Source organism: Mycobacterium sp. NGS41, assembly GCF_059812725.1.
Genome location: NZ_JCALDF010000026.1, coordinates 44,063 through 64,504 on the forward strand (window position 1 = coordinate 44,063; position 20,442 = coordinate 64,504).

18 protein-coding genes and 1 pseudogene are annotated in these 20,442 nt (G+C 67.1%); 5 read left to right on the plus strand and 14 right to left on the minus strand.

The features are described 5' to 3' along the window. Positions 1-13: 13 nt before the first annotated feature. The 3 genes and pseudogenes from AC5Y21_RS20180 to rplS form a co-directional block, all read right to left on the minus strand. Positions 14-761, minus strand: a pseudogene (locus tag AC5Y21_RS20180) (ribonuclease HII); the annotation flags it as partial. Between the two features lie 2 nt (positions 762-763). Beyond that, positions 764-1,690: a signal peptidase I gene (gene lepB, locus AC5Y21_RS20185; protein WP_499914976.1), complete on the minus strand. Its 927-nt coding sequence runs from the start codon at positions 1,688-1,690 to the stop codon at positions 764-766. A 51-nt stretch (positions 1,691-1,741) separates the two neighbouring features. Next, entirely contained in the window at positions 1,742-2,083 is a 342-nt protein-coding gene (rplS, locus tag AC5Y21_RS20190; protein WP_499914977.1) for a 50S ribosomal protein L19, read from the minus strand. A gap of 402 nt (positions 2,084-2,485) precedes the next feature. Here rplS and AC5Y21_RS20195 point away from each other — a divergent pair, with 402 nt between their 5' ends. After that, positions 2,486-3,427, plus strand: coding sequence for a serine hydrolase (locus tag AC5Y21_RS20195; protein WP_499914978.1), 942 nt, complete (start codon positions 2,486-2,488; stop codon positions 3,425-3,427). Between the two features lie 79 nt (positions 3,428-3,506). Here the strand turns inward: AC5Y21_RS20195 and trmD are convergent, their stop codons facing one another. From trmD to AC5Y21_RS20225, 6 genes are all read right to left on the minus strand, one after another. After that, positions 3,507-4,193, minus strand: coding sequence for a tRNA (guanosine(37)-N1)-methyltransferase TrmD (trmD, locus tag AC5Y21_RS20200; protein WP_499914979.1), 687 nt, complete (start codon positions 4,191-4,193; stop codon positions 3,507-3,509). 2 nt (positions 4,194-4,195) lie between these two features. Further along, entirely contained in the window at positions 4,196-4,720 is a 525-nt protein-coding gene (gene rimM, locus AC5Y21_RS20205; RefSeq protein ID WP_499914980.1) for a ribosome maturation factor RimM, read from the minus strand. Between the two features lie 23 nt (positions 4,721-4,743). Further along, positions 4,744-4,986 (minus strand): RNA-binding protein, encoded by a 243-nt coding sequence (locus tag AC5Y21_RS20210; protein WP_067243044.1) that lies wholly within the window; start codon positions 4,984-4,986, stop codon positions 4,744-4,746. A gap of 8 nt (positions 4,987-4,994) precedes the next feature. Continuing rightward, on the minus strand, positions 4,995-5,531 hold the full coding sequence (gene rpsP / locus AC5Y21_RS20215) for a 30S ribosomal protein S16 (protein WP_499914981.1): 537 nt from the start codon (positions 5,529-5,531) through the stop codon (positions 4,995-4,997). Positions 5,532-5,971: 440 nt separating this feature from the next. Then, the gene (locus AC5Y21_RS20220) at positions 5,972-6,391 is read right to left on the minus strand and encodes a nuclear transport factor 2 family protein (protein ID WP_499914982.1); all 420 of its coding nucleotides are present in this window, start codon (positions 6,389-6,391) and stop codon (positions 5,972-5,974) included. Further along, the gene (locus AC5Y21_RS20225) at positions 6,385-7,446 is read right to left on the minus strand and encodes an AraC family transcriptional regulator (protein WP_499914983.1); all 1,062 of its coding nucleotides are present in this window, start codon (positions 7,444-7,446) and stop codon (positions 6,385-6,387) included. The genes AC5Y21_RS20220 and AC5Y21_RS20225 overlap by 7 nt, the downstream gene beginning before the upstream one ends. A gap of 71 nt (positions 7,447-7,517) precedes the next feature. On the opposite strand from AC5Y21_RS20225, the gene AC5Y21_RS20230 reads away from it, so the two are divergent. After that, positions 7,518-9,314, plus strand: a complete 1,797-nt coding sequence (locus AC5Y21_RS20230) for an N-acyl-D-amino-acid deacylase family protein (protein WP_499914984.1) — start codon at positions 7,518-7,520, stop codon at positions 9,312-9,314. A gap of 55 nt (positions 9,315-9,369) precedes the next feature. Then, entirely contained in the window at positions 9,370-10,251 is an 882-nt protein-coding gene (locus AC5Y21_RS20235; protein WP_499914985.1) for a D-alanyl-D-alanine carboxypeptidase family protein, read from the plus strand. Here the strand turns inward: AC5Y21_RS20235 and AC5Y21_RS20240 are convergent. The 5 genes from AC5Y21_RS20240 to ffh form a co-directional block, all read right to left on the minus strand. Continuing rightward, positions 10,248-10,850 carry a TetR/AcrR family transcriptional regulator gene (locus AC5Y21_RS20240; RefSeq protein WP_499914986.1) on the minus strand — a complete coding sequence of 201 codons (603 nt, stop codon included), beginning with the start codon at positions 10,848-10,850 and terminating at the stop codon, positions 10,248-10,250. The genes AC5Y21_RS20235 and AC5Y21_RS20240 overlap by 4 nt on opposite strands. Position 10,851: 1 nt before the next feature. After that, positions 10,852-12,675, minus strand: a complete 1,824-nt coding sequence (locus AC5Y21_RS20245) for an N-acyl-D-amino-acid deacylase family protein (protein ID WP_499914996.1) — start codon at positions 12,673-12,675, stop codon at positions 10,852-10,854. 172 nt (positions 12,676-12,847) lie between these two features. Beyond that, a complete protein-coding gene (locus AC5Y21_RS20250) occupies positions 12,848-14,665 on the minus strand; it encodes a serine/threonine-protein kinase (protein ID WP_499914987.1) in 1,818 nt (605 codons plus the stop codon). Between the two features lie 9 nt (positions 14,666-14,674). Beyond that, on the minus strand, positions 14,675-15,787 hold the full coding sequence (locus AC5Y21_RS20255) for a metal-dependent hydrolase family protein (protein WP_499914988.1): 1,113 nt from the start codon (positions 15,785-15,787) through the stop codon (positions 14,675-14,677). A 7-nt stretch (positions 15,788-15,794) separates the two neighbouring features. Continuing rightward, entirely contained in the window at positions 15,795-17,372 is a 1,578-nt protein-coding gene (gene ffh, locus AC5Y21_RS20260) for a signal recognition particle protein (protein WP_499914989.1), read from the minus strand. 140 nt (positions 17,373-17,512) lie between these two features. Between ffh and AC5Y21_RS20265 the strand changes: the two genes are divergently transcribed. Beyond that, entirely contained in the window at positions 17,513-18,298 is a 786-nt protein-coding gene (locus AC5Y21_RS20265) for an alpha/beta hydrolase (protein ID WP_499914990.1), read from the plus strand. Between the two features lie 105 nt (positions 18,299-18,403). Further along, entirely contained in the window at positions 18,404-20,113 is a 1,710-nt protein-coding gene (locus AC5Y21_RS20270) for a DEAD/DEAH box helicase (RefSeq protein ID WP_499914997.1), read from the plus strand. The last annotated feature ends 329 nt before the right edge of the window (positions 20,114-20,442 follow it).

The window sequence follows — 20,442 nt, forward strand, 5'->3', positions numbered from 1 at the left end:
CTGCCAAGGGGCGCGGGCGACAACCCTGATCCCATCTTTCCTCACTGCTACTCGGCCCGCTCGGCGGGAGGGTCGGGCCGGAATTCGGCCACCACCCGCGTGCGCGACCCGGTCGCCACCTGCCGCACATTGATGAACGAATAGCGGTGTTCGGCGCACGGTCCGAGCCGGGCCAGCGCGCGGCCGTGCGCGGCCGTGCAGTAGCCCTTGTGGTCGGCGAAACCGTAGCCGGGGTGCTCGGCGTCCATCGCGACCATCAACCGGTCCCGGCTGACCTTGGCCAGCACGCTCGCCGCGGCGATGCACGCGGCAGCGGCGTCTCCCCCGACCACGGGCAGCGACGGTACCGACAGCCCAGGCACCCGGAAGCCGTCGCTGAGCACATAGCCGGGTCGCAGCGGCAGGCCGGCCACGGCGCGTCGCATGCCTTCGATATTTGCTTTGTGCACGCCGCGGCGGTCGACCTCGACCGACGGGATGAACACCACGTGGTAGGCCAACGCGTAGCGGCAGATCAACGGGAATAGCCGCTCCCGTACCTTCTCGGTGAGCTTCTTCGAATCATCAAGGGCGGCAAGGCTTTCCAGTCGCCCCGGTCCCAACACGCAGGCGGCGACCACCAGCGGGCCGGCGCACGCGCCGCGTCCCACCTCGTCGACTCCGGCGACCGGACCCAGACCGCTGCGGTACAGCGCGGATTCCAGGGTGCGCAAACCCCCTGATTTACGGATCACCGTCCGCGGCGGCCACGTCGTGGTCATGGCTACTGACCCTGCTGGGGGTTCACCGAACCCACACCACCCCATCGCGACGGCGGCCACACGATGAACCTGGCCTTGCCGATGACGTTGGACACCGGCACCGTGCCCGCCATTGGGTCGCCGGTGCACAGCACACCCTTGACCGCGTCCTCCGGGTTGGTGGTGCAGTGGGCGCGCGAGTCCGCCGAGTGCCTGCGGTTGTCGCCCATCACCCACAGCCGTCCCTGCGGGACGGTGACCGGCCCGAATTCGTAACCCAGGCACGGGTCCACCGCCGGGTCGGCGCCCATCGTGGCGGGATTGAGATACGGCTCCTTGAGCCGCTTGCCGTTGACCGTCAAGCCCGTGTCGAACCGGCACTGGACCGTCTGGCCTCCGACCGCAATGACGCGCTTGACCAGATCGTTCTCGTCGGGAGGCACGAAACCGATGAACGAAAGCCCGTTCTGCACCCACCGGACCGCGGTGTTAGTCGACCGGATCGACTTGTAGTTGAGGTTCCAGGACGGCGGTCCCCGGAAGACGACGACGTCGCCCGGTTGCGGTGAGTCGAATCGGTACGTGAGCTTGTCCACCATGATTCGGTCGCCGACGCAGGTTGGGCACCCGTGCAGGGTTGGTTCCATGGATTCGGACGGGATCAGGTAGGGGCGCGCCACGAACGTCAACACGACGTAGTAGAGCGTTATCGCGATCACGGCCAGAAGCGCGAATTCGCGCAGCGCCGACGGCTTGTACCGCTTCGACTCGTCCTCGTCCTCGTCCTTATCGGAGTCCGCGCCGTCCGTACCGGCTACGCCTTTCGCGCTGGTGGCGCCTGCATCTTCGGCGGCGGCCGGGTCGGCTGTGTCCTTGGGAGAGGTCTCCGGTTCCGACGGTGGATCAGCTTCGGGTTGGTGCTCGGCTGACGAGTCCGTGGTTTCGGTCACGAGATCAGCGTAGCCAGCGCGCTCGGTGCATCTTCAGACCGCTGAGTCGGCTCAGCGCTTCTCCTTGATCTTGGCCTTTTTGCCGCGAAGCTCACGCAAGTAGTACAGCTTGGCGCGACGGACGTCGCCGCGAGTCACCAACTCGATGTGGTCGATGTTCGGCGAATGCACCGGGAAGGTCCGCTCGACGCCGACGCCGTAGCTCTCCTTGCGCACCGTGAACGTCTCGCGGATACCGCCGCCCTGACGACGGATCACCACGCCCTTGAACACCTGGACACGCTCCTTGGCGCCCTCGATGACCTTGACATGCACGTTGATGGTGTCGCCCGGGCCGAATGCCGGGATGTCGTCGCGTAGCGACGCCTGGTCGACGAAGTCCAGCCTGTTCATCGTAGAAGGCACTTCCTTGCGGTCGCGGCTTGCGGCGGACCGTCCGCACGCAGTGCGACGGTCACCGAGCCGATGGGTTTCGGGCTTCTGGGCGCATCTCGCAGCAGGCGGCTAGGCCCCAATCGGTCCAGAGGATGGGCCTGGCGGGCCTACAACCGCTTCGAGACAACCGGTCAATTGTGCCAGACGGTCCGCATGCAGTGAAAATCACAGGAAATCCTGGCGGTTCGTGACCTACGAAATGCGCTGGTGAATGGTACATATGACTGGGGCCACACCGCGCTAGCCGAACCCGAACCTCAGCGTGACGCCCGGGGCAACTGGCGGTGCGGCCGCCGCATATATGTGTCCGGGACGCTGGACGCCGCCATAAGCCACCAGCCACAAGGACCAGGGGGAGAAATGCGAGCCCGGCCGCTGACGCTACTCACCGCCGCGGCGGTGGCGTTGGTGCTGGTCGGGGGGTGCGAGGCGAAGGTGCAGGCGAAGACGCCGAGCACGCCCGCCCACAGCGCACCCGGTCGCAATCTGCAGCCGTCTCCGCAGCTGGCGGAACTGCTGCTGCAGGTCATCACCCGGCCCGCGCCGCCGGACGCGCTGCCGGGAGCCGGGCTCGGCGGATTGCAGGCACGCGTCCAGCGGGCGGTCGACGAAGCCGCCGGCGTCGGCGCCACCCTGTCGGTAGCCGTTCTCGACCGTGCCACCCATCAACTGGTCTCCAACGGCGATGCCCAGATCCCCGGCACCGCGTCGGTGGCCAAGCTGTTCATTGCCGATGAGCTGCTGCTACAGGAAGCCGAAGGAAAGGCGACGTTGAGCCCGGAGGATCGCCAGGCGTTGGACGCCATGTTGCGGTCCTCCGACGACGACGCCGCCCAGCGATTCTGGGATCAGGACGGCGGCGACGCCATCGTCACCCAGGTCGCAACCCGATACGGGCTGTCGTCGACCACGCCGCCCAGCGATGGTCACTGGTGGAACACGTTGAGCTCGCCGACTGATCTGGTCCGCTACTACGACATGCTGCTCGACGGGTCGGGCGGCCTGCCGTTGGAACGGGCCGGGATCATCGTCAGCGACCTGGCCCAGTCCACCCCCACCGGAGTCGACGGCTATCCGCAGCGGTTCGGCATCCCGGACGGCCTGTACGCCGAACCGGTAGCGGTCAAGCAGGGCTGGATGTGCTGCATCGGCAGTGACTGGATGCACCTGTCGACCGGGATAATCGGCGCGGACCGGCGCTACATCATGGTGATCCTGTCGCTGCAGCCCTCTGATGACGCCACCGCGCGGGACACGATCACCCAGGCTGTGAAGACGATGTTCCCCAACGGCCGGATCTAGCCGCGCCTTCTTGCGGCGAGCAGACGCAGAATCGCGCAGATTCCGCCTCGCGAGCGCGACTCTGCGTCTGCTCGCCGAGCTAATCCAGCAGCTCGGGCCGGCGGTCCCGGGTGCGCTGCAGTGAGACCTCGCGGCGCCAAGCGGCGATTCGCGCGTGGTCACCGGACAGCAGAACAGCTGGGACGTCGAGGCCACGCCAGCTCGGCGGGCGGGTATAGCTCGGCCCCTCGAGGAGCCGGTCCAGGTCGACTGAGTGTGAATCGTCGCGATGCGACGCGGGATTGCCCAGAACTCCGGTCAACAGCCGCACCATCGCCTCGATCATCACCACGGCGGCCGACTCACCCCCCGGCAGCACATAGTCGCCGATCGAGACCTCTTCGACGCGCATCCGTCGTGCGGCATCCTCAACGACCCGCTGGTCGATGCCCTCGTAGCGGCCGCAGGCGAACACCAGGTGTGTCTCGGCGCTCCAGCGCTGGGCGGCGGCCTGGGTGAACAGCGAACCGGCGGGGGTCGGAACGATCAGCAGCGTCTCGCCGGAACAGGTCTCGTCCAGCGCATCACCCCACACCGGCGCCTTCATCACCATTCCCGGGCCGCCGCCGTAGGGCGCGTCGTCCACCGAGTGGTGCACGTCGTGGGTCCAGCGGCGCAGGTCGTGCACCCGCAGGTCGACCAGACCCGATTCGATCGCCTTGCCCGGCAACGACAATCGCAGCGGATCCAGGTACGCCGGAAAGATCGTGATGACGTCGATGCGCACTGCTACCCCAAGTCCAGCAGGCCCTCGGGCGGATCAATCTCGACGGTGCCGTCGTCCAGCGACACCGACGTGACGATCGCACTGACGAACGGCACCAGCACTTCTCCCGAATCACGTTTGACCGCCAGCAACTCGCCGGCGGCGGTGTGCAGCACCTCGGCTACCACCCCGAGATCCTGTCCCGTCGTCGTGCGCACCCGCAGGCCTTCCAGCTGGTGGTCGTAGTAGGTGTCCGGCTCATCGATGGGCGGCAGATCGTCGGAGTCGACGATAAACAAGCTGCCGCGCAATGCGTCGGCGGCATCCCGGTCGGTCACTCCGGCCAGGCGCACCAGCAGGCGCGCGCCGTGCTCACGGACGCCCTCGACGGCAAAGCTCCGCTCCTGACCGCCGGCATCACGAGAGGCCCTGGCGCGCAAGGTGTTACCCGGAGCAAATCGCGACTCGGGATCGTCGGTGCGGACCTCGACGACCAGTTCGCCGGTGACGCCGTGCGCTTTGACTACGCGACCGACTACCAGCTCCACGAGAGCTCCATGAGCAGGGCCCGCTACTGGTCGGTGTCCACCACGTCGACGCGAATACCCCGACCACCGATCCCGGCGACCAGCGTGCGCAGCGCGGTCGCGGTACGTCCGCCGCGACCGATCACCTTGCCCAGGTCGTCGGGATGAACGTGGACCTCCACGGTGCGTCCACGCCGGCTGGTCACCATGTCGACCCGGACGTCGTTGGGGTTGTCGACGATTCCCCGGACCAGATGTTCGACAGCGTCGACGACGACGGTACTCATTGCGTCAGTCAGCTTTCGTTCGTTGTCTCGGCCGGCTCGCCGCCCTGGGACTGCTCGGGGGCATCGGCGGGCGTCTCGGCGGGTGTCTCAGCCTTTTCGGCCTTTTCAGCCTTTTCCGCCTCAGGGGCTGCCTCGCCGGCCTTGGCGGCCTTCTTCGCGGGTGACTTCTTCTTCGGCTTGGCTGCCTCGGTGGTGGGACCGCCGTCGGCGGCGGCCAGCGCGGCGTTGAACAGCTCCAGCTTGCTGGGTTTTGCGGGCTTGACCTTCAAGGTGCCCTCCGCGCCGGGCAGACCCTTGAACTTCTGCCAGTCGCCGGTGATCTTCAGCAGCTTGAGGACGGGCTCGGTGGGCTGAGCCCCCACGGACAGCCAGTACTGGGCGCGCTCGGAGTTGATCTCGATGAGGCTGGGCTCTTCCTTGGGGTGGTAGCGGCCGATGACCTCGATGGAGCGGCCGTCGCGGCGGGTGCGCGCGTCGGCGACGGCGATGCGGTACTGAGGATTGCGGATCTTGCCAAGTCGAGTGAGCTTGATCTTCACAGCCATGGTTAAGCGAGTTCTCCTGTATGTGTCACGCTGCAATTCGGCGACCGCGGCAGGATGCCAGGGCCCGGTTTTGCCTCGCGTTTCTGACCACTGAGCGGCCGTAGTCGCTCGGCGGACAGCCGCCTATTGTGCCAGAACGGGGACGTCGGGCAGAAATCATGGCGATCGCCAGTCCGACGCAGCCTCGCGCAACGCGTCGCCACCATCAAAGGCCGACCGTCGCTACGCAAGCTGACGGCGTTGATTGTGAAGCGACGGCTCTCATTGTGAAGCAACGGCTTTCGACGTGAGCTCATGGCGAATTCCCGCGACGAAACCTGCCCTAGCTTCACTCGCAAAGCCCTAACTTCACAATGAAAGCCGTGGCTTCACACTCGTCGCCCAAGCCGGGCTTCGATCGTGAGCGCGGCGCGGCGGGAGGCCACCATCAAACCTGACCGTCACATCACTTTCTGGAAAGTCTTCGTCTCGACCCGGCGGGTCATCCGCCAGCCCTCGGGGGTGCGCAGGAACTCGTCGTCGTACCAAAGCCCGCAGAACAGGATCTGCTCCTTGTCGCCGCCGAGCACCATCGGGTTGAAGCAGATCACCCGAGACGACGCGGTGTCGCCGTCGATGCGGACCGAGAAATTGCCCAGCATGTGCGCGTACACCGGGAAATTCGGCAGCACCTGCGACAGCCATTTCTTCACTTCGGGATACCGGCCCTCGATGCCGCCCAGGGCGGTGTAGTCGATGTAGGCGTCCGGGGTGAACACCCTGTCCAGATCGTCGAATCGACGCTGGTCAATTGCGGTCGAGTAGTCCACCAGCAGCTGCTGGATCTCCAAGCGGTCGGAAATCTCTTCCAGGCTCAGCATGTCGTCGATTGAACACGATCCGGCGGCGCGCCCGGCTCGCCGGGCAGGTTCGGTGGGACAGAGCGGGCCGCGCTGCGGTAACTGCTGGGACCGCAGCCGAACCATCGCCGGCACGACCGGGTGAGCACGCTCTGCTCGGCGTAGCCGAGTTCTCGGGTCAGGTGCGACAGGCTGATGTCGGTGTCGCGTAAGTAGTGTTCGGCGGTTTCGCGGCGCACGCTGTCGATGAGCTCACCGAAGCTGGTTTTCTCCGCGGACAGGCGGCGGTGCAGTGCCCGCGGATGCAGATCGAACTGGGCGGCGATCAACTCGAGGCTGGCGGTGCCGGTGGGCAGGAGTTGGCGGACCATGGTGCGCACCGACTGGGTCATGCCCGGTTGGTGTGTGGTGATTCCCCTCAGGTACTGCACGACCGCTTGATGGGCGAGGGTGTCCGGGTCGAGCGGGCGCGCCAGATCGGCCGTGCGGAAGGTGAAGCCTGCTGTGGGTTGTGTGAAGCACGGCCGGCAGCCGAAGTAGGTCAGATAGTCGCCTGCCGCGGTGAGCGGCTCGTGCGGCAAGTGCACCGACAACGGCGAATACTGCGCGCCGAGCAGGAACCGCATAATCCGCAGTGACACTCCGAGGGATAGTTCGATGGTCTGTGGATGCGGGGGTGGGCGCTCGATCAAAATCTCGAATACATAGAACGACTGTCCGGCGGTGGCAGTTGGGGTGATGCGCCCGGAGATGGCCGGGCTGTAGGCCGCCAGGAAGGTTTCGAGAATCGCGAAGGCGTCCCCGACGGTGGCCGCGGTGCGTGCGGCGACCCCGACTGGGCCCAGGATTTCGATGCCTTGCCGTAGTGCCAACCGCCGCCCGAAATCGGGACTCGCGGTCGCCGTCGCTGCTATCTCGACGGCAACAATGAGGCTGCGGTACGGCAGAAAAACTTCGTGATCGCCGACGTCTTGGGGTCGGATGCCGGCGGCCTTCAGCAGCTCAATCGGATCGCCGCCCAGTTCGGCGACCAGGCGCGGATATCCCGACAGCGACGTTCCGCGTACCACTGACATGTCAACAAATGTCAAATAAATGTCCGTAACTGTCAAGACTCCGACGCTGTCGGGGCCGCATCCTGGGAGCCATGAACTTCGACGCAATCATCCGCAACGGCCGCTGGTTCGACGGCACCGGCGCACCATCGGCGATCCGCAACATCGGGATCCGTGACGGCCATGTCGCGGCCATCAGCGCACAGCCGCTCGACGAAACCGGCTGCGGCCAGGTGATCGACGCCGCGGGCAAGTGGGTGCTGCCCGGCATGGTCGACATCCACACCCACTACGACGTCGAGGTGCTCGGCGGCCCGTCGCTGTCGGAGTCGCTGCGCCACGGGGTGACGACGGTGATGGTGGGTTCGTGCTCCCTGTCGACCGTTCACGTCGACGGCCAAGATGCCGGTGACCTGTTCGCCCGAGTAGAGGCCATCCCGCGCGAGCACGTCATCAGCACGGTTGACCAGCACAAGACCTGGAGCAGCTGCGAGGAATACATCGCCGCACTGGAGGCACGGGCCTTGGGGCCGAATGTGGCTGCCTTCATTGGTCATTCGGACATGCGGGCCGCGACGATGGGTCTGGACCGCGCCACCCGCAAGGAGGTCCGGCCGACCAAGGCCGAGCAGGCGCGGATGGAGCAGCTGCTCGCCGAGGCGCTGCGGGCCGGGTTTGTCGGAATGTCTTCGCAGCAACTGCTTTTCGACAAAATTGACGGGGAGAACTGCCGCTCCCGTACCTTGCCGTCCACGTATGCGAAGCCGCGGGAGCTGCGGCGGCTGAAGGCCATGCTGCGGCGCAGCGGGCGAATCCTTCAGGCGGGTCCCAACATTCAGAACCCGTTCAACATCGCATCCCAGGCGCTGCAGTCGTTGGGCATCGGCCGCAGGCAACTCAAAACCACTCTGCTGTCGGCCGCCGACATCAAGGCCAACCCGTGGCTGATCCCGGTGATGGGCCCGGCGGCCCGCTTCGTCACCAAGCTCGGCGGGGACTTCCGCTGGCAGCACCTGCCGGTGCCATTCGAGGTGTACGCCGACGGCATCGACCTCGTCATCTTCGAGGAGTTCGGCTCCGGCGCCGCCGCCATGCACCTGAAAGAGCAAGTGGCGGAGCGCGATGACCTGCTGCGCGACGAGGACTACCGTCGGCGGTTCCGCAAGGACTACGACAGCAAGTACGGGCTGCGGGTGTGGCACCGCGACTTCTTCGACGCCGAAATCGTCGCATGCCCCGATCCATCGGTGATCGGAAAGTCGTTCGGGCAGGTCGGAATTGACCGCGGCGGGCTGCACCCCGTGGACGCATTCCTCGACCTGGTCGTCGAGCACGGCACCGCGCTGCGGTGGCGCACTACGATTTCCAACCACCGACCCGAGGTGCTCAAGAAGCTGGCCCGCGAGCCGGGCGTCCAGATGGGCTTCTCGGACGCGGGGGCGCACCTGCGCAACATGGCGTTCTACAACTTCGGGCTACGCCTGCTGCGCCACGTCCACGACGCGGAAAAGGCCGGCGTGCCGTTCATGACCATCGAGCAGGCCGTTCATCGGCTGACCGGCGAACTGGCCGACTGGTATCAGATCGACGCCGGCCACCTGCGCATGGGCGACCGCGCCGACCTGGTAATCGTCGACCCCGCACATCTTGATGGCGCGCTGGACAGCTACGCCGAGGAGAAGGTCGAGCAGTACGGCGGACTGTCGCGGATGGTCAACCGCAACGACGACACGGTCAGAGCCGTGTTCGTCGCGGGACAAGCGGTCTTCCTCAACGGGGAGCCCACCGCGGTGGTCGGCACGCAGCGCACCGGCAGCTTCCTGCGCGCCGACACGCCAACCCCGGCGGCCACCCGGAGCGCGGGCGAGCCGGTTGGCGCCGCTGTCTAGAGTCGACTACGGTCGATAGCCGTCCGGCCACACCGGGAAGTTAGACTCTGCGGCCATGCGAAAGCTCATGGTCACCGCAGGTGCGCTGCTGACGGCTGGAACCTTGGTGGTCGTCGGCGCGGGCACCGCATCGGCAGACACCGCTGTGCAGCCGGCCGGATCGGTGCCGATCCCCGACGGGCCGGCCCAGACCTGGATCGTGGCCGACCTGGACAGCGGTCAGGTACTGGCCGACCGCGACCAGAATGTGTCCCACCCGCCCGCGAGCACCATCAAGGTGCTGTTGTCGCTGGTGGTCCTGGACGAGCTGGACCTGAACTCCACCGTCGTGGCTGACGTCGCAGACACCCAGGTCGAATGCAATTGCGTCGGCGTCAAGGCGGGCCGCAGCTATACCGCGCGCCAGCTGCTCGACGGCCTGCTGCTGGTCTCGGGTAACGACGCCGCCAATACGCTCGCGCACATGCTGGGCGGCCAGGACGCCGCGGTCGCCAAGATGAACTCCAAAGCCGCGGCCCTCGGCGCGGTAACGACGCACGCGGCCACCCCGTCCGGCCTGGACGGGCCCGGCGGTTCGGGCTGGTCGACGGCGCACGACCTGGCCGTCATCTTCCGCGCGGCGATGGCTAATCCGATGTTTGCGCATATCACCGCCGAGCCCTCGGCGATGTTCCCCGGCGATCACGGTGACCAGCCGATCCTCAACCAGGACGAGCTGTTGCAGCGCTACCCGGGCGCGATCGGCGGCAAGACCGGGTTCACCAACGCCGCGCGCAAGACGTTCGTCGGCGCGGCTGCCCGCGGTGGCCGCCGGTTGGTGATCGCCATGATGTACGGGCTGGTCCACCAGGGCGGACCGACGTATTGGGATCAGGCCGCGAGCCTGCTCGACTGGGGTTTCGCGCTCAATCCGGAAGCGAGCATCGGCTCGCTTTAAAAGGCCGGGTTTTGCAGAGCCGCGTTCAGCAGTTCCATCAGGACCGAAATCCGCTGTCGGTCCAGTTCCGGCACCGGCACCACTCCTTGCACCAGAGCGGCGCCGTCGAAGACGTTCGTCAGCAATCCGACGAGCACCGGGAACTTGTCCTCCGGGAACTGCTCTGCGCCCGGAATGGTCCGCGCGGCCTCGAGGATCTTGTCGGCGTACTGCCCGAGCTCTTCTCGCAGAGTGGCTTTGAGCTTCTCGTCGGTGCGCGCGGCGATCAGCAGTTCGTAGAGAACCGCGTTGCCGGGGCCGCTGGTGATGTCCCGCAGAATCCTCAGGGCCGCTTCCAGCGGCGGCTGGTCGGGCGGTATTGCGGCGACCTGCTTGGTGCCCCGCTCCACCTGGCGGCGCAGCACCTCGGATGCCGTCGCAGCCATGAAATCGCCCATCGTTTCGAAGTGCCGGAACAGGGCGCCCACCGACACTCCTGCGCGCTTGGTGATCACCGCCGCGGAGGCCCGGGCGTATCCGACCTCGATGATGGTGGCGATGCAAGCGTCGAGGAGCCGTGCAACGGTCTCTTCGCGGCGTTGCTGCTGGGTTCTGGGCATCTCAGCCGCTGAAGCTCAGCGCTCGCCGTTCCTGACGCGCCTCCAGCTCACCCGCCCGAAGGTATCGGCCCGACTTCACGGTCTGACCATAGCCGTCGCGGAATTGACCGTTGCGGAAGACCACCGCGCCGCCCACGCCGGTCGCGACCACGGTCGCGTCGTTGCGGTTGACCATTCGCCGCAGGCCGCCGTAGAAGGGCACCGCCTGCTCGTGGTAGCCGTCCAGCGACTCGTCGAGGTGGGCCGGGTCGATCACCACGAAGTCCGCCCGGTCGCCCTCGCGGAGGGTGCCGGCGTTGATGCCGAACCACTCGGCCAGTTCGCCGGTCAGACGATGCACCGCGTGCTCGATGGACAGGAACGGCTTGCCGGCCCGGTCGGCATCCCGCGTCCGCCGCAGCAGCCGCAATGCGAAGTTGTAGAAGGCCATGTTGCGCAGGTGCGCGCCGGCGTCGGAGAAGCCCATGTGGACGCTGGGCTCCGCGGCGAGCTGGTCCAGCTGCTTGGGCCGGTGGTTGGCGATGGTGGTGGTCCACCGGACATTGCGTTCACCGCTCTCGACGAGCACGTCGAGGAACGCGTCGAGCGGATGCAGTCCGCGCTCGTCGGCGATGGCGCCGAAGCTCTTGCCGATCAGCGTCGGGTCCGGGCACTCGACGATCACGGCGTCGTGGAAGTCGCGGTGCCACAACGACATTCCGAGCTTGACGCGGTCGAATTCACGCCGGAACCGGCGACGGTAGGACTCGTCGGCCAGTAGTTCGTTGCGCTGGAATTGTTCGCGCAGATGCAGGGCCGCCGTCCCGGCGCCGAACTCTTCGAAGACCGGCAGGTCGATTCCGTCGGAGTACAGCGTGAACGGCACCGGCAGGTGCTGGAATCGCACGCTCGACCCCAGCAGCTTGTTGAGGATCCGGGTGCCGACACCGAGGCCGTACACCATCAGCGGCATCGACTTGGCGTCGGAGGAGACCAGCATGCTCATCCGGACTCCCCTGCCACCGTTGAGAATCCGGCTGCTGGTCAGGAAGAACATCAGCGGGGACACCGCGTTGTCGACGTCGGGCGCGCTCTGCAGCATCCGGCCGCGCTTGCGCAGCACCTTGATCAGCCTGCGCCGTTCCCGCCACGTCGCGAAGGTCGACGGTAACGCGCGGGACCGGAACCGGTCCCCGTCGAGCTTGTCGATCGCGGCGTCCATCCCGGACATGCCCAGCACACCGGCATCCAGGGCTTCTTCGAGGAGCTCGGCCATCTTCTCCAGTTCGGCGTCGGTGGGTCGGACATGGCAGTCGGTGGCCCGATCCAGTCCCATCACCGCGGTCCGCAGATCCGAATGACCAATCATCGAGCTGACATTTGGCCCGAGCGGCAGGGCGTCGAGGGCGTCGATGTACTCGGCCGCCGTCGACCAGGTCTTGTGGTTGTCCAACGCGTTGTAGACGAATTGACGCGGCACCGCTTCCACCCGGCTGAACAGGTCGGCGGCGTCCTCGGAGTCGGCGTACACCGTCGACAGTGAGCAGTTGCCCAGCAGGACGGTGGTGACGCCGTGGCGCACAGACTCGCGCAGCCCCGGGTCGAGCAGTATCTCGGCGTCGTAGTGGGTGTGCACGTCGATGAAGCCCGGCAGGATCCACTTGCCGGCCGCGTCGATCACCTCGGGACAGCCGGTCTCGTCCAGTGGCCGATCACCTGGTCCGGCCACCGTTGCCACCGCGCCGTCGCGAATGCCCAGCGTGCGGGTTTGCGGCGCGCTGCCGGTGCCGTCGAACCACAAGCCGTTGCGAATAATCACGTCGTAGGTCACTGTTTCCTCCAGCAGGTCGAGATACCACCAGTTTAGCGAAGATAGTGATTACTCGCTTTCTTTAATCGAACCGTGCGCGTGTCGTAAGTGCTTCTTGACTCGAGCGTGACGGGGCTGCGATCTGCGGCCCGAGATGTCGCAGCGCGGTTACGCTCGCGAAGCGCTGCCTTTTTGGATCAACGGTGGATCAGCGGCCGGGGCCCGATGGGGCTGTCGTCGGCGTGGTCGGCGATTCCGTGGGCCTGGCGGGCGCTCCGGGGTCCGGCACGTTGACCGCCGGCGGCACCTCCCCGCTGCGGCTGGCCACCGCGGGAATCCGGATCACCGCCGCCTTCTGGCCGCATTCGTCGGTTTGCACGGTGACGGTCATTTCGCCGACGAAGTCGCCCTGAGGCTGCGGTCGCAGCGACAGCACCTGCGTCGTGGTCTGGGTCGCCGCCAGTCCGTTGCCCCCGACACAGGGGAACTGCACCGTTTCCGCCTCGGACTGCCATTGACCCTCGCCGAAGTGCATGACGAGATGACCGCCGGCCGGCGACTTCGCCTGCGTGTGGTCCTCGTCGTCGAGCAGCGTTCCACTGGCGGTGCATGCGGTGGCCGTGCAGTTCGACCGAAAGGCCCACCAGGTGTTCACGTTCGGCGGCTGCGGGTTGGGGGTGTAGTTGTACGTCTGCTTGGCGCGCTGGACCTCGATGCGGTAACTGCCGTCGAGTGGGACGGGTGCTGCCGGCGCGGCGGCCGCGGTGGTCGTCGGTGGGTGAGCGGCGGCCGGCGCGCTCGGTGACGGGCCGCCGGCGCGACTGGACTTCGTTTCGGTGCTCCGCCCGATCACGATCCCGGCGGCGAATAGCCCAACGACCAGCAGCGCCGCCGCACCGGCCAGCAAAATCAAGCGTGCCCGGCGTCTGGGCGGCGCGGCATCCGGCTTCTTGGCACGCTTCGCCGCGACGGTGCTCCGCGTGGAATAGTCGTCGAGCCGCCGAGCCAACGCCCCCGCAGCCGAATGCAGCGCTCGTTTCGGCGCCTCGCGGGTGGCGGCTCGGGAATCGACGGCCGCTTCCGTATCGGCGGCATCTTCTCCATCGGGCCAGGCGTAAGCGGGATAGTCGACGACCTCGACAGCCAGCACGGCCTCAGGGCTGCGATCACCGGTGGCGACCCCGGCCCGTTCGTTGGCCGCGTCGGCAAACTCGCGGCAGCTGGCGAACCGGTCCGCCGGATTTCTGGCAAGGGCTCTGGAGAAGACTTCGTCGAGGCGGGCCAGCTCCGGACGCTGGTCGCTGAGCCTGGGTGGTGCACCGTTCATCAGCTGGTTCACCGCGGCCGCCGGGTCGGCGAACTCGACCGGCGGTGCACCGGTCAGCAAGTGAAACGCGGTGGCCGCCAGCGCATACTGATCGGCGCGGGCAGCAAAGTCGGTGTCATCGGCGCCCATCAACTGTTCGGGCGCCGCGTAGCCCACCGTGCCGACCGGGATATTCCGTGCGGTGGGCCCGGCAGCGGTGTCGAGCTGCCGAGCTATCCCGAAGTCACTCAACAGAATCCGTTGTTCGCCCGCACCGCGGCTGGTCAGCAGGATGTTGGCGGGTTTGACGTCGCGATGCAGCAGTCCGCGCTGATGGGCGTAATCGAGGGCGTCGGCCAGTGCGGTGACGATCGCCAGCACTTCGCCGGCCGGCGCCACGGCCGGGAATCGCTCGGCCATGAGCTGCTCGGCATTGACGCCCTCGACGTAGTCCGTCGCAATCCAGAGCTGTCCGTCGAACTCGCCGCGCTCGTGGACCTCCACGATGTGCGGGTGATACAGACTTGCGGCGATCGGGGTTTCGGCATGGAATCGGCGGCGGAACTCGCTGTCCGACGACATCGCCACCGAAAGAACCTTCAGGGCCACCCAGCGCGCGGATCGCGGATTCTGAGCAAGATAAACCTCACCCGTCACACCCGAACCCAGCCTTCGCGCGACCGTGTAACCGGCAAAGGTCGCGCCGCTGGCCAACGCCATTTCGAGATCCTATCCGCGTGCGGCAGGCCGCGCGCGTTCAGCAGGTCGAAACGTCTTGCCGCGCAGCATCACCAGTTCGGGGTGGTTCAGCACGCCGGGACCGGTGCGCGGGTCCGCCGAGTAGCACACCAGATCGGCCGCCACCCCGTGTTCCAGACCGGGCCGGCCCAGCCAGCGGCGCGCATCCCAGCACGCCGCGCCCAACGCGTCGGTGGGGCTCATCCCGATGCCCTTGAGGGCCTCGACCTCTTCGGCGATCCGCCCGTGCCGAATCATGCCGCCGGCGTCGCTGCCGGCGTACATCGGCACGCCCGCTGCCCGTGCGGCGGTCAGCCGTTGGCTGCTGCGGGCATACAGGTCGCGCATGTGGGCGGCGTAGGCGGGATAGCGCGACGCCGAATCGGCGATGCCCGGGAAGTTTTCGATGTTGATCAGGGTCGGGACCAGCGCGGTGCCGTGCTCGAGCATCAGCGCGATGGTGTCTTCGGTGAGCCCGGTGCCGTGCTCGATGCAGTCGATACCCGCGTTGAGTAGGCCGGGCAGCGCGTCCTCGCTGAAAACGTGTGCGGTAACGCGGGCGCCGTGGGTGTGTGCCGCATCGATTGCGGCGGTGAGCACGTCGTCGGACCACAACGGGGCGAGGTCGCCGATCTCGCGGTCGATCCAGTCGCCGACCAGCTTGACCCAGCCGTCCCCGCGCTGTGCCTGCTCGGCCACCGCGTCCGGCAGCTCCGATTCGTCTTCGAGTTCGATCGCCAAGCCGGGCACGTAGCGCTTCGGTCTGGCCAGGTGCCGTCCGGCCCGGATGATGCGCGGTAGGTCGGCGCGGTCATCGAGGCTGCGGGTGTCGATCGGGACCCCGCAGTCACGCACGAGCAGCACGCCAACGTCGCGTTCGGTCTCGGCTTGGGTGATCGCCTCGTCGAATTCGACCCCGCCATGCTCGCCAAGGCCGATGTGACAGTGCAAGTCCACCAGGCCGGGCAGGATCCACCCGTCTCCAGAAGCCCCGAAGACGGTGTCGGCGTTGGCGACCGGCTCGGTGCTGATGCGGCCGTCGACGATCCACAGGTCGATCTGGGTTTCGTCGGGCAGTGCCACGCCTCGCACGTGCAAGCGCACGACGCGGCTACTTCTTGCCCGGGTTGCCCGGGAACTTGAGCTTGGACAGGTCGAAGTCGGCCAGACCGGGCGGCAGCTCGTTGAGGCCTTCGGGCATTTGCGACAAGTCGGGGAACCCGGCGGGCATATTCGGCATGCCGGCTCCGAACGGGCTGCGCACCTTCGGCGGCGTGGGACCGCGCGCCCCCTTCTTGCCCTTCTTGCCGCCCTTGCCCTTGGCACCGCCCTTGGCCTTCCGCGTCGCGGACTTGCGGCCCAGACCGGGTATGCCCATGCCGCCGAGCATCGACGACATCATCTTGCGGGCTTCGAAGAAGCGGTCCACCAGTTGGTTGACCTCGGACACCGCCACCCCGGAGCCGTTGGCGATGCGCAACCGCCGCGATGCGTTGATGATCTTGGGATCGGCGCGTTCCGCCGGCGTCATGCCACGGATGATGGCCTGGATCCGGTCGAGCTGCGTGTCGTCGACCTCGGCCAGGGCATCCTTCATCTGGCCCGCGCCGGGCAGCATGCCCAGCAAGTTGCCGATCGGGCCCATCTTGCGGACGGCCAGCATCTGCTCCAGGAAGTCCTCCAGGGTCAGCTCGCCGGCGCCGATCTTGAAGGCGGCCTCTTCGGCTTTCTGGGCGTCGAAGACCTGCTCGGCCTGCTCGATCAGGCTCAGCACATCGCCCATGCCCAGGATTCGGCTGGCCATCCGGTCGGGGTGGAAGACGTCGAAGTCCTCCAGCTTCTCGCCGGTGGAGGCGAACAGGATGGGCACACCGGTGACTTCGCGCACCGACAGCGCGGCGCCACCACGAGCGTCGCCGTCGAGTTTGGTCAGCACCACGCCGGTGAAGCCGACGCCCTCGCCGAACGCCCGCGCGGTGGCGACGGCGTCCTGGCCGATCATCGCGTCCAGGACGAACAGCACCTCATCGGGATCGATGGCGGCCCGGATGTCGGCGGCCTGGGCCATCAACTCCTCGTCGATGCCCAGCCGTCCGGCGGTGTCGACGATGACGACGTCGAAGTGCTTGGCCCGGGCTTCGGCGAGCCCCGCGGCCGCGACGGCTACCGGGTCGCCGGGGCCGGACTCGGGTGAGGCGCCCGGGTGCGGCGCGAACACCGGTACCCCGGCGCGTTCACCGACCACCTGCAGCTGGTTCACCGCCGCCGGGCGTTGCAGGTCGCAGGCCACCAGCAGCGGCGTGTGTCCTTGGCCGCGCAGCCATGCGGCCAATTTGCCGGCCAGCGTCGTCTTACCGGAACCCTGCAGGCCCGCGAGCATCACCACGGTGGGCGGTGTCTTCGCGAACGCCAGCAGGCGGGTCTGACCGCCGAGGATGCCGATCAGCTCTTCGTTGACGATCTTGACGACCTGCTGGGCCGGGTTAAGCGCGCCGGACACTTCGGCACCCCGGGCGCGTTCCTTGATCCGGTGGACGAACGCGCGCACCACGGGCAGCGAAACGTCGGCTTCCAACAGCGCCAGCCGGATTTCGCGGGTGGTGGCATCGATATCGGCGTCGGTCAGACGACCCTTGCCCCGCAGCCCCTGAAGGGCAGCGGTCAACCGGTCGGACAGCGATTCAAACACGCCCGCCAGCGTAGCGGTGCTGCCGCCGACACTGCAGGTCGCGCTCTCCGCGACACTGAAACGACGGACACGGCACGCCGGGCGTCGCCTTCGATTAAGTTTCGGGCGCAGCAAGCGAAGCGGCTAAGGGAGCAAACCTCGTGCTCGAAGTGATCGACAAAGGGTCCTGCACCGACGCGCATCCGGTGCCGCTGCTGTTCGTGCACGGTGGCTGGCATGCCGCATGGTGCTGGAGCAACTTCCTGGACTTCTTCGCCGATGCGGGCTATCGCGCGGTCGCGATGAGCCTGCGCGGACACGGCACCAGCCCCACGACAAAACCTCTGCAGGACGTTTCCATCGCCGACTACATCGACGACGTCCGTTCGGTGGCCGACGAGCTGGGTGGCGGCCCGGTGCTGATCGGCCATTCCCTGGGCGGCTACGTGATCCAGCGGCACCTCGAAGAGCGAACCGCCCCGGCCGCGGTGCTGGTCGGCTCACTGCTGCCGCGGGGCGTGCTCGGGGCGGCGTTGCGCGTCTGGCGCCGCCGTCCTCAGATGTCGGTGCAGTCGTTCAACGACCGCACGTTGGTCAAATTCCTCCGCACCCCGGCGCTCGCCCGCGAATACCTCTTCTGCACGGACACGCCCGAGGCCATCGTCGAATCTTGCTGGGAACGCGCCGGGCCCGAGAGCATTCGCGCGGCGATGTTCGATCCGATGTTCCGCCGCGTCAAAACCCGGCTGGTCACCACCCCGATGCTGGTCCTCGGCGCCGTGCACGACGGGTTCGTCAGCGTCGGCGCGGTGCGCGCGACGGCGCGCGCCTACCGGACCGAGCCGGAATTCTTCGCCATGGGGCACAACATGATGCTCGAACCCGGCTGGGCCGACGTCGCCGGCCGCATCCACACCTGGCTGGAGACACGCGGCCTGACGAGCTGACTCGCCGCACCGCTGCGCCGAAAAGCGTTGTCGTGCTACATTTCACAGCCGCAGCCGAACCGGGCTGGCCGCGTCGAAACGCAACTACGGGGGGATTTGTTGTCGCTGCACCCAGTCAGCCACGCGGATCCCCACCCCGACGGCAGCGGGACGTTGCGCGGCTGGCAGCGCCGAGCGCTGGTCAAGTACCTGGCGGCCCAGCCGCGCGATTTCCTCGCGGTGGCCACTCCCGGATCCGGGAAGACCGCCTTCGCTTTGCGGGTGGCCGCCGAACTGCTGAGGCATCGGGCGATCGACCAGATCACCGTCGTCGTGCCCACCGAGCACCTCAAAGTCCAGTGGGCAGATGCCGCTGCGCGACACGGTCTGGCGCTGGACCCGAGATTCTCCAACGCGAACGCCCAGACTTCGCCGGAGTATCACGGCGTGATGGTCACCTACGCGCAAGTCGCGTCGCATCCCACGCTGCACCGGGTACGAACCGAACAGCGCAAGACCTTGGTCGTGTTCGACGAGATCCACCACGGCGGTGACGCCAAGACCTGGGGCGACGCCATCCGCGAGGCCTTCAGCGACGCGACCCGCCGACTTGCCTTGACGGGCACGCCGTTTCGCAGCGACGACAGCCCTATCCCGTTCGTGCGTTACGAGTCCGGCGCCGACGGAGTGCTGCGTTCGCAGGCCGACCACAACTACGGCTACGCCGAGGCGCTGGCCGACGACGTGGTGCGGCCCGTGGTGTTCCTCGCCTACTCCGGCCAGGCGCGCTGGCGCGACAGCGCGGGCGAAGAGCACACGGCGCGTCTGGGCGAACCGCTGTCCGCCGAGCAGACCGCACGAGCGTGGCGCACCGCGCTCGACCCGGCCGGCGAATGGATGCCGGCGGTGATCGCGGCGGCCGACCAGCGGCTGAGTCAACTGCGGGCGCATGTTCCCGACGCCGGCGGCATGATCATCGCCTCCGACCAGACCGCCGCCCGCGCGTACGCCCGCCTGTTGACCAAGCTCACCGCGGAAGCGCCGACGGTGGTGTTGTCGGACGACCCCGGATCGTCTTCGCGCATCAGCCGATTCGCCGAGAGCACCGGCCGCTGGCTGGTGGCGGTGCGGATGGTCTCGGAGGGCGTCGACGTGCCGCGGCTGTCGGTCGGTATCTACGCCACCAGCGCGTCGACGCCGCTGTTCTTCGCGCAGGCCATCGGCCGATTCGTGCGGTCGCGACGGCCGGGTGAAACCGCAAGCATCTTCGTGCCGTCGGTGCCGAACCTGCTGCAGCTGGCCAGCGAGCTGGAGGCTCAACGCAACCATGTGCTCGGTGAACCGCACCGCCAAGCCGACGATCCCCTGCTCGATGATCCGGCCGTCAAAACGCAAACCGAGAAAACCGACGAGCAGAGCTTCACCGCGCTGGGGGCCGACGCGGAATTGGATCAGGTCATCTTCGACGGATCCTCGTTCGGCACCGCCACCCCGGCCGGAAGCGACGAGGAGGCAGACTATCTCGGCATCCCGGGGCTGCTCGACGCCGAACAGATGCGCGCCCTGCTGCACCGCCGCCAAGACGAGCAGCTGCAAAAGCGCGCAGCGCAAACAGGATCGCCGACGGTGACGACCAGGCATGGCCAACTGCGCGAGCTGCGCCGCGAGCTCAACGCGCTGGTGTCCATCGCGCATCACCGCACCGGCAGGCCGCACGGCTGGATTCACAGCGAATTGCGCCGTCGCTGCGGCGGGCCGCCGATCGCCGCAGCGACAAGCGAACAGCTCAAGGCCCGTATCGATGCGGTGCGGCAACTCAATTCGGAGTCGGCGTAGCAATTACCGATAGACCCAACCACGTGGTTGCGGTAGCGTTTTGAGAGAGCAAAGGGAGCGGGTGGTGGATTTCAGTCTGTTTGGCTTTCTCACAGTGCTTGCTGCTGTTCTGGGATTGGTGTTCGCCGGTTGTGCATTTGCGTACGCACAACGATTAGAGGATCGGAAACCCGCGTCGTTAGGCGAAGTAGTCGGGGCCCACAAAGCGGTCCTGGAGAAATTGCGCAAACGCGAACCAATGTCGCGGAGCGAGGTGGATTACGCAGCGGAAATTATTTCTGACTCGCGGTCACTACTTGCGTACTCGATACCCGCTACCATCTTCACAA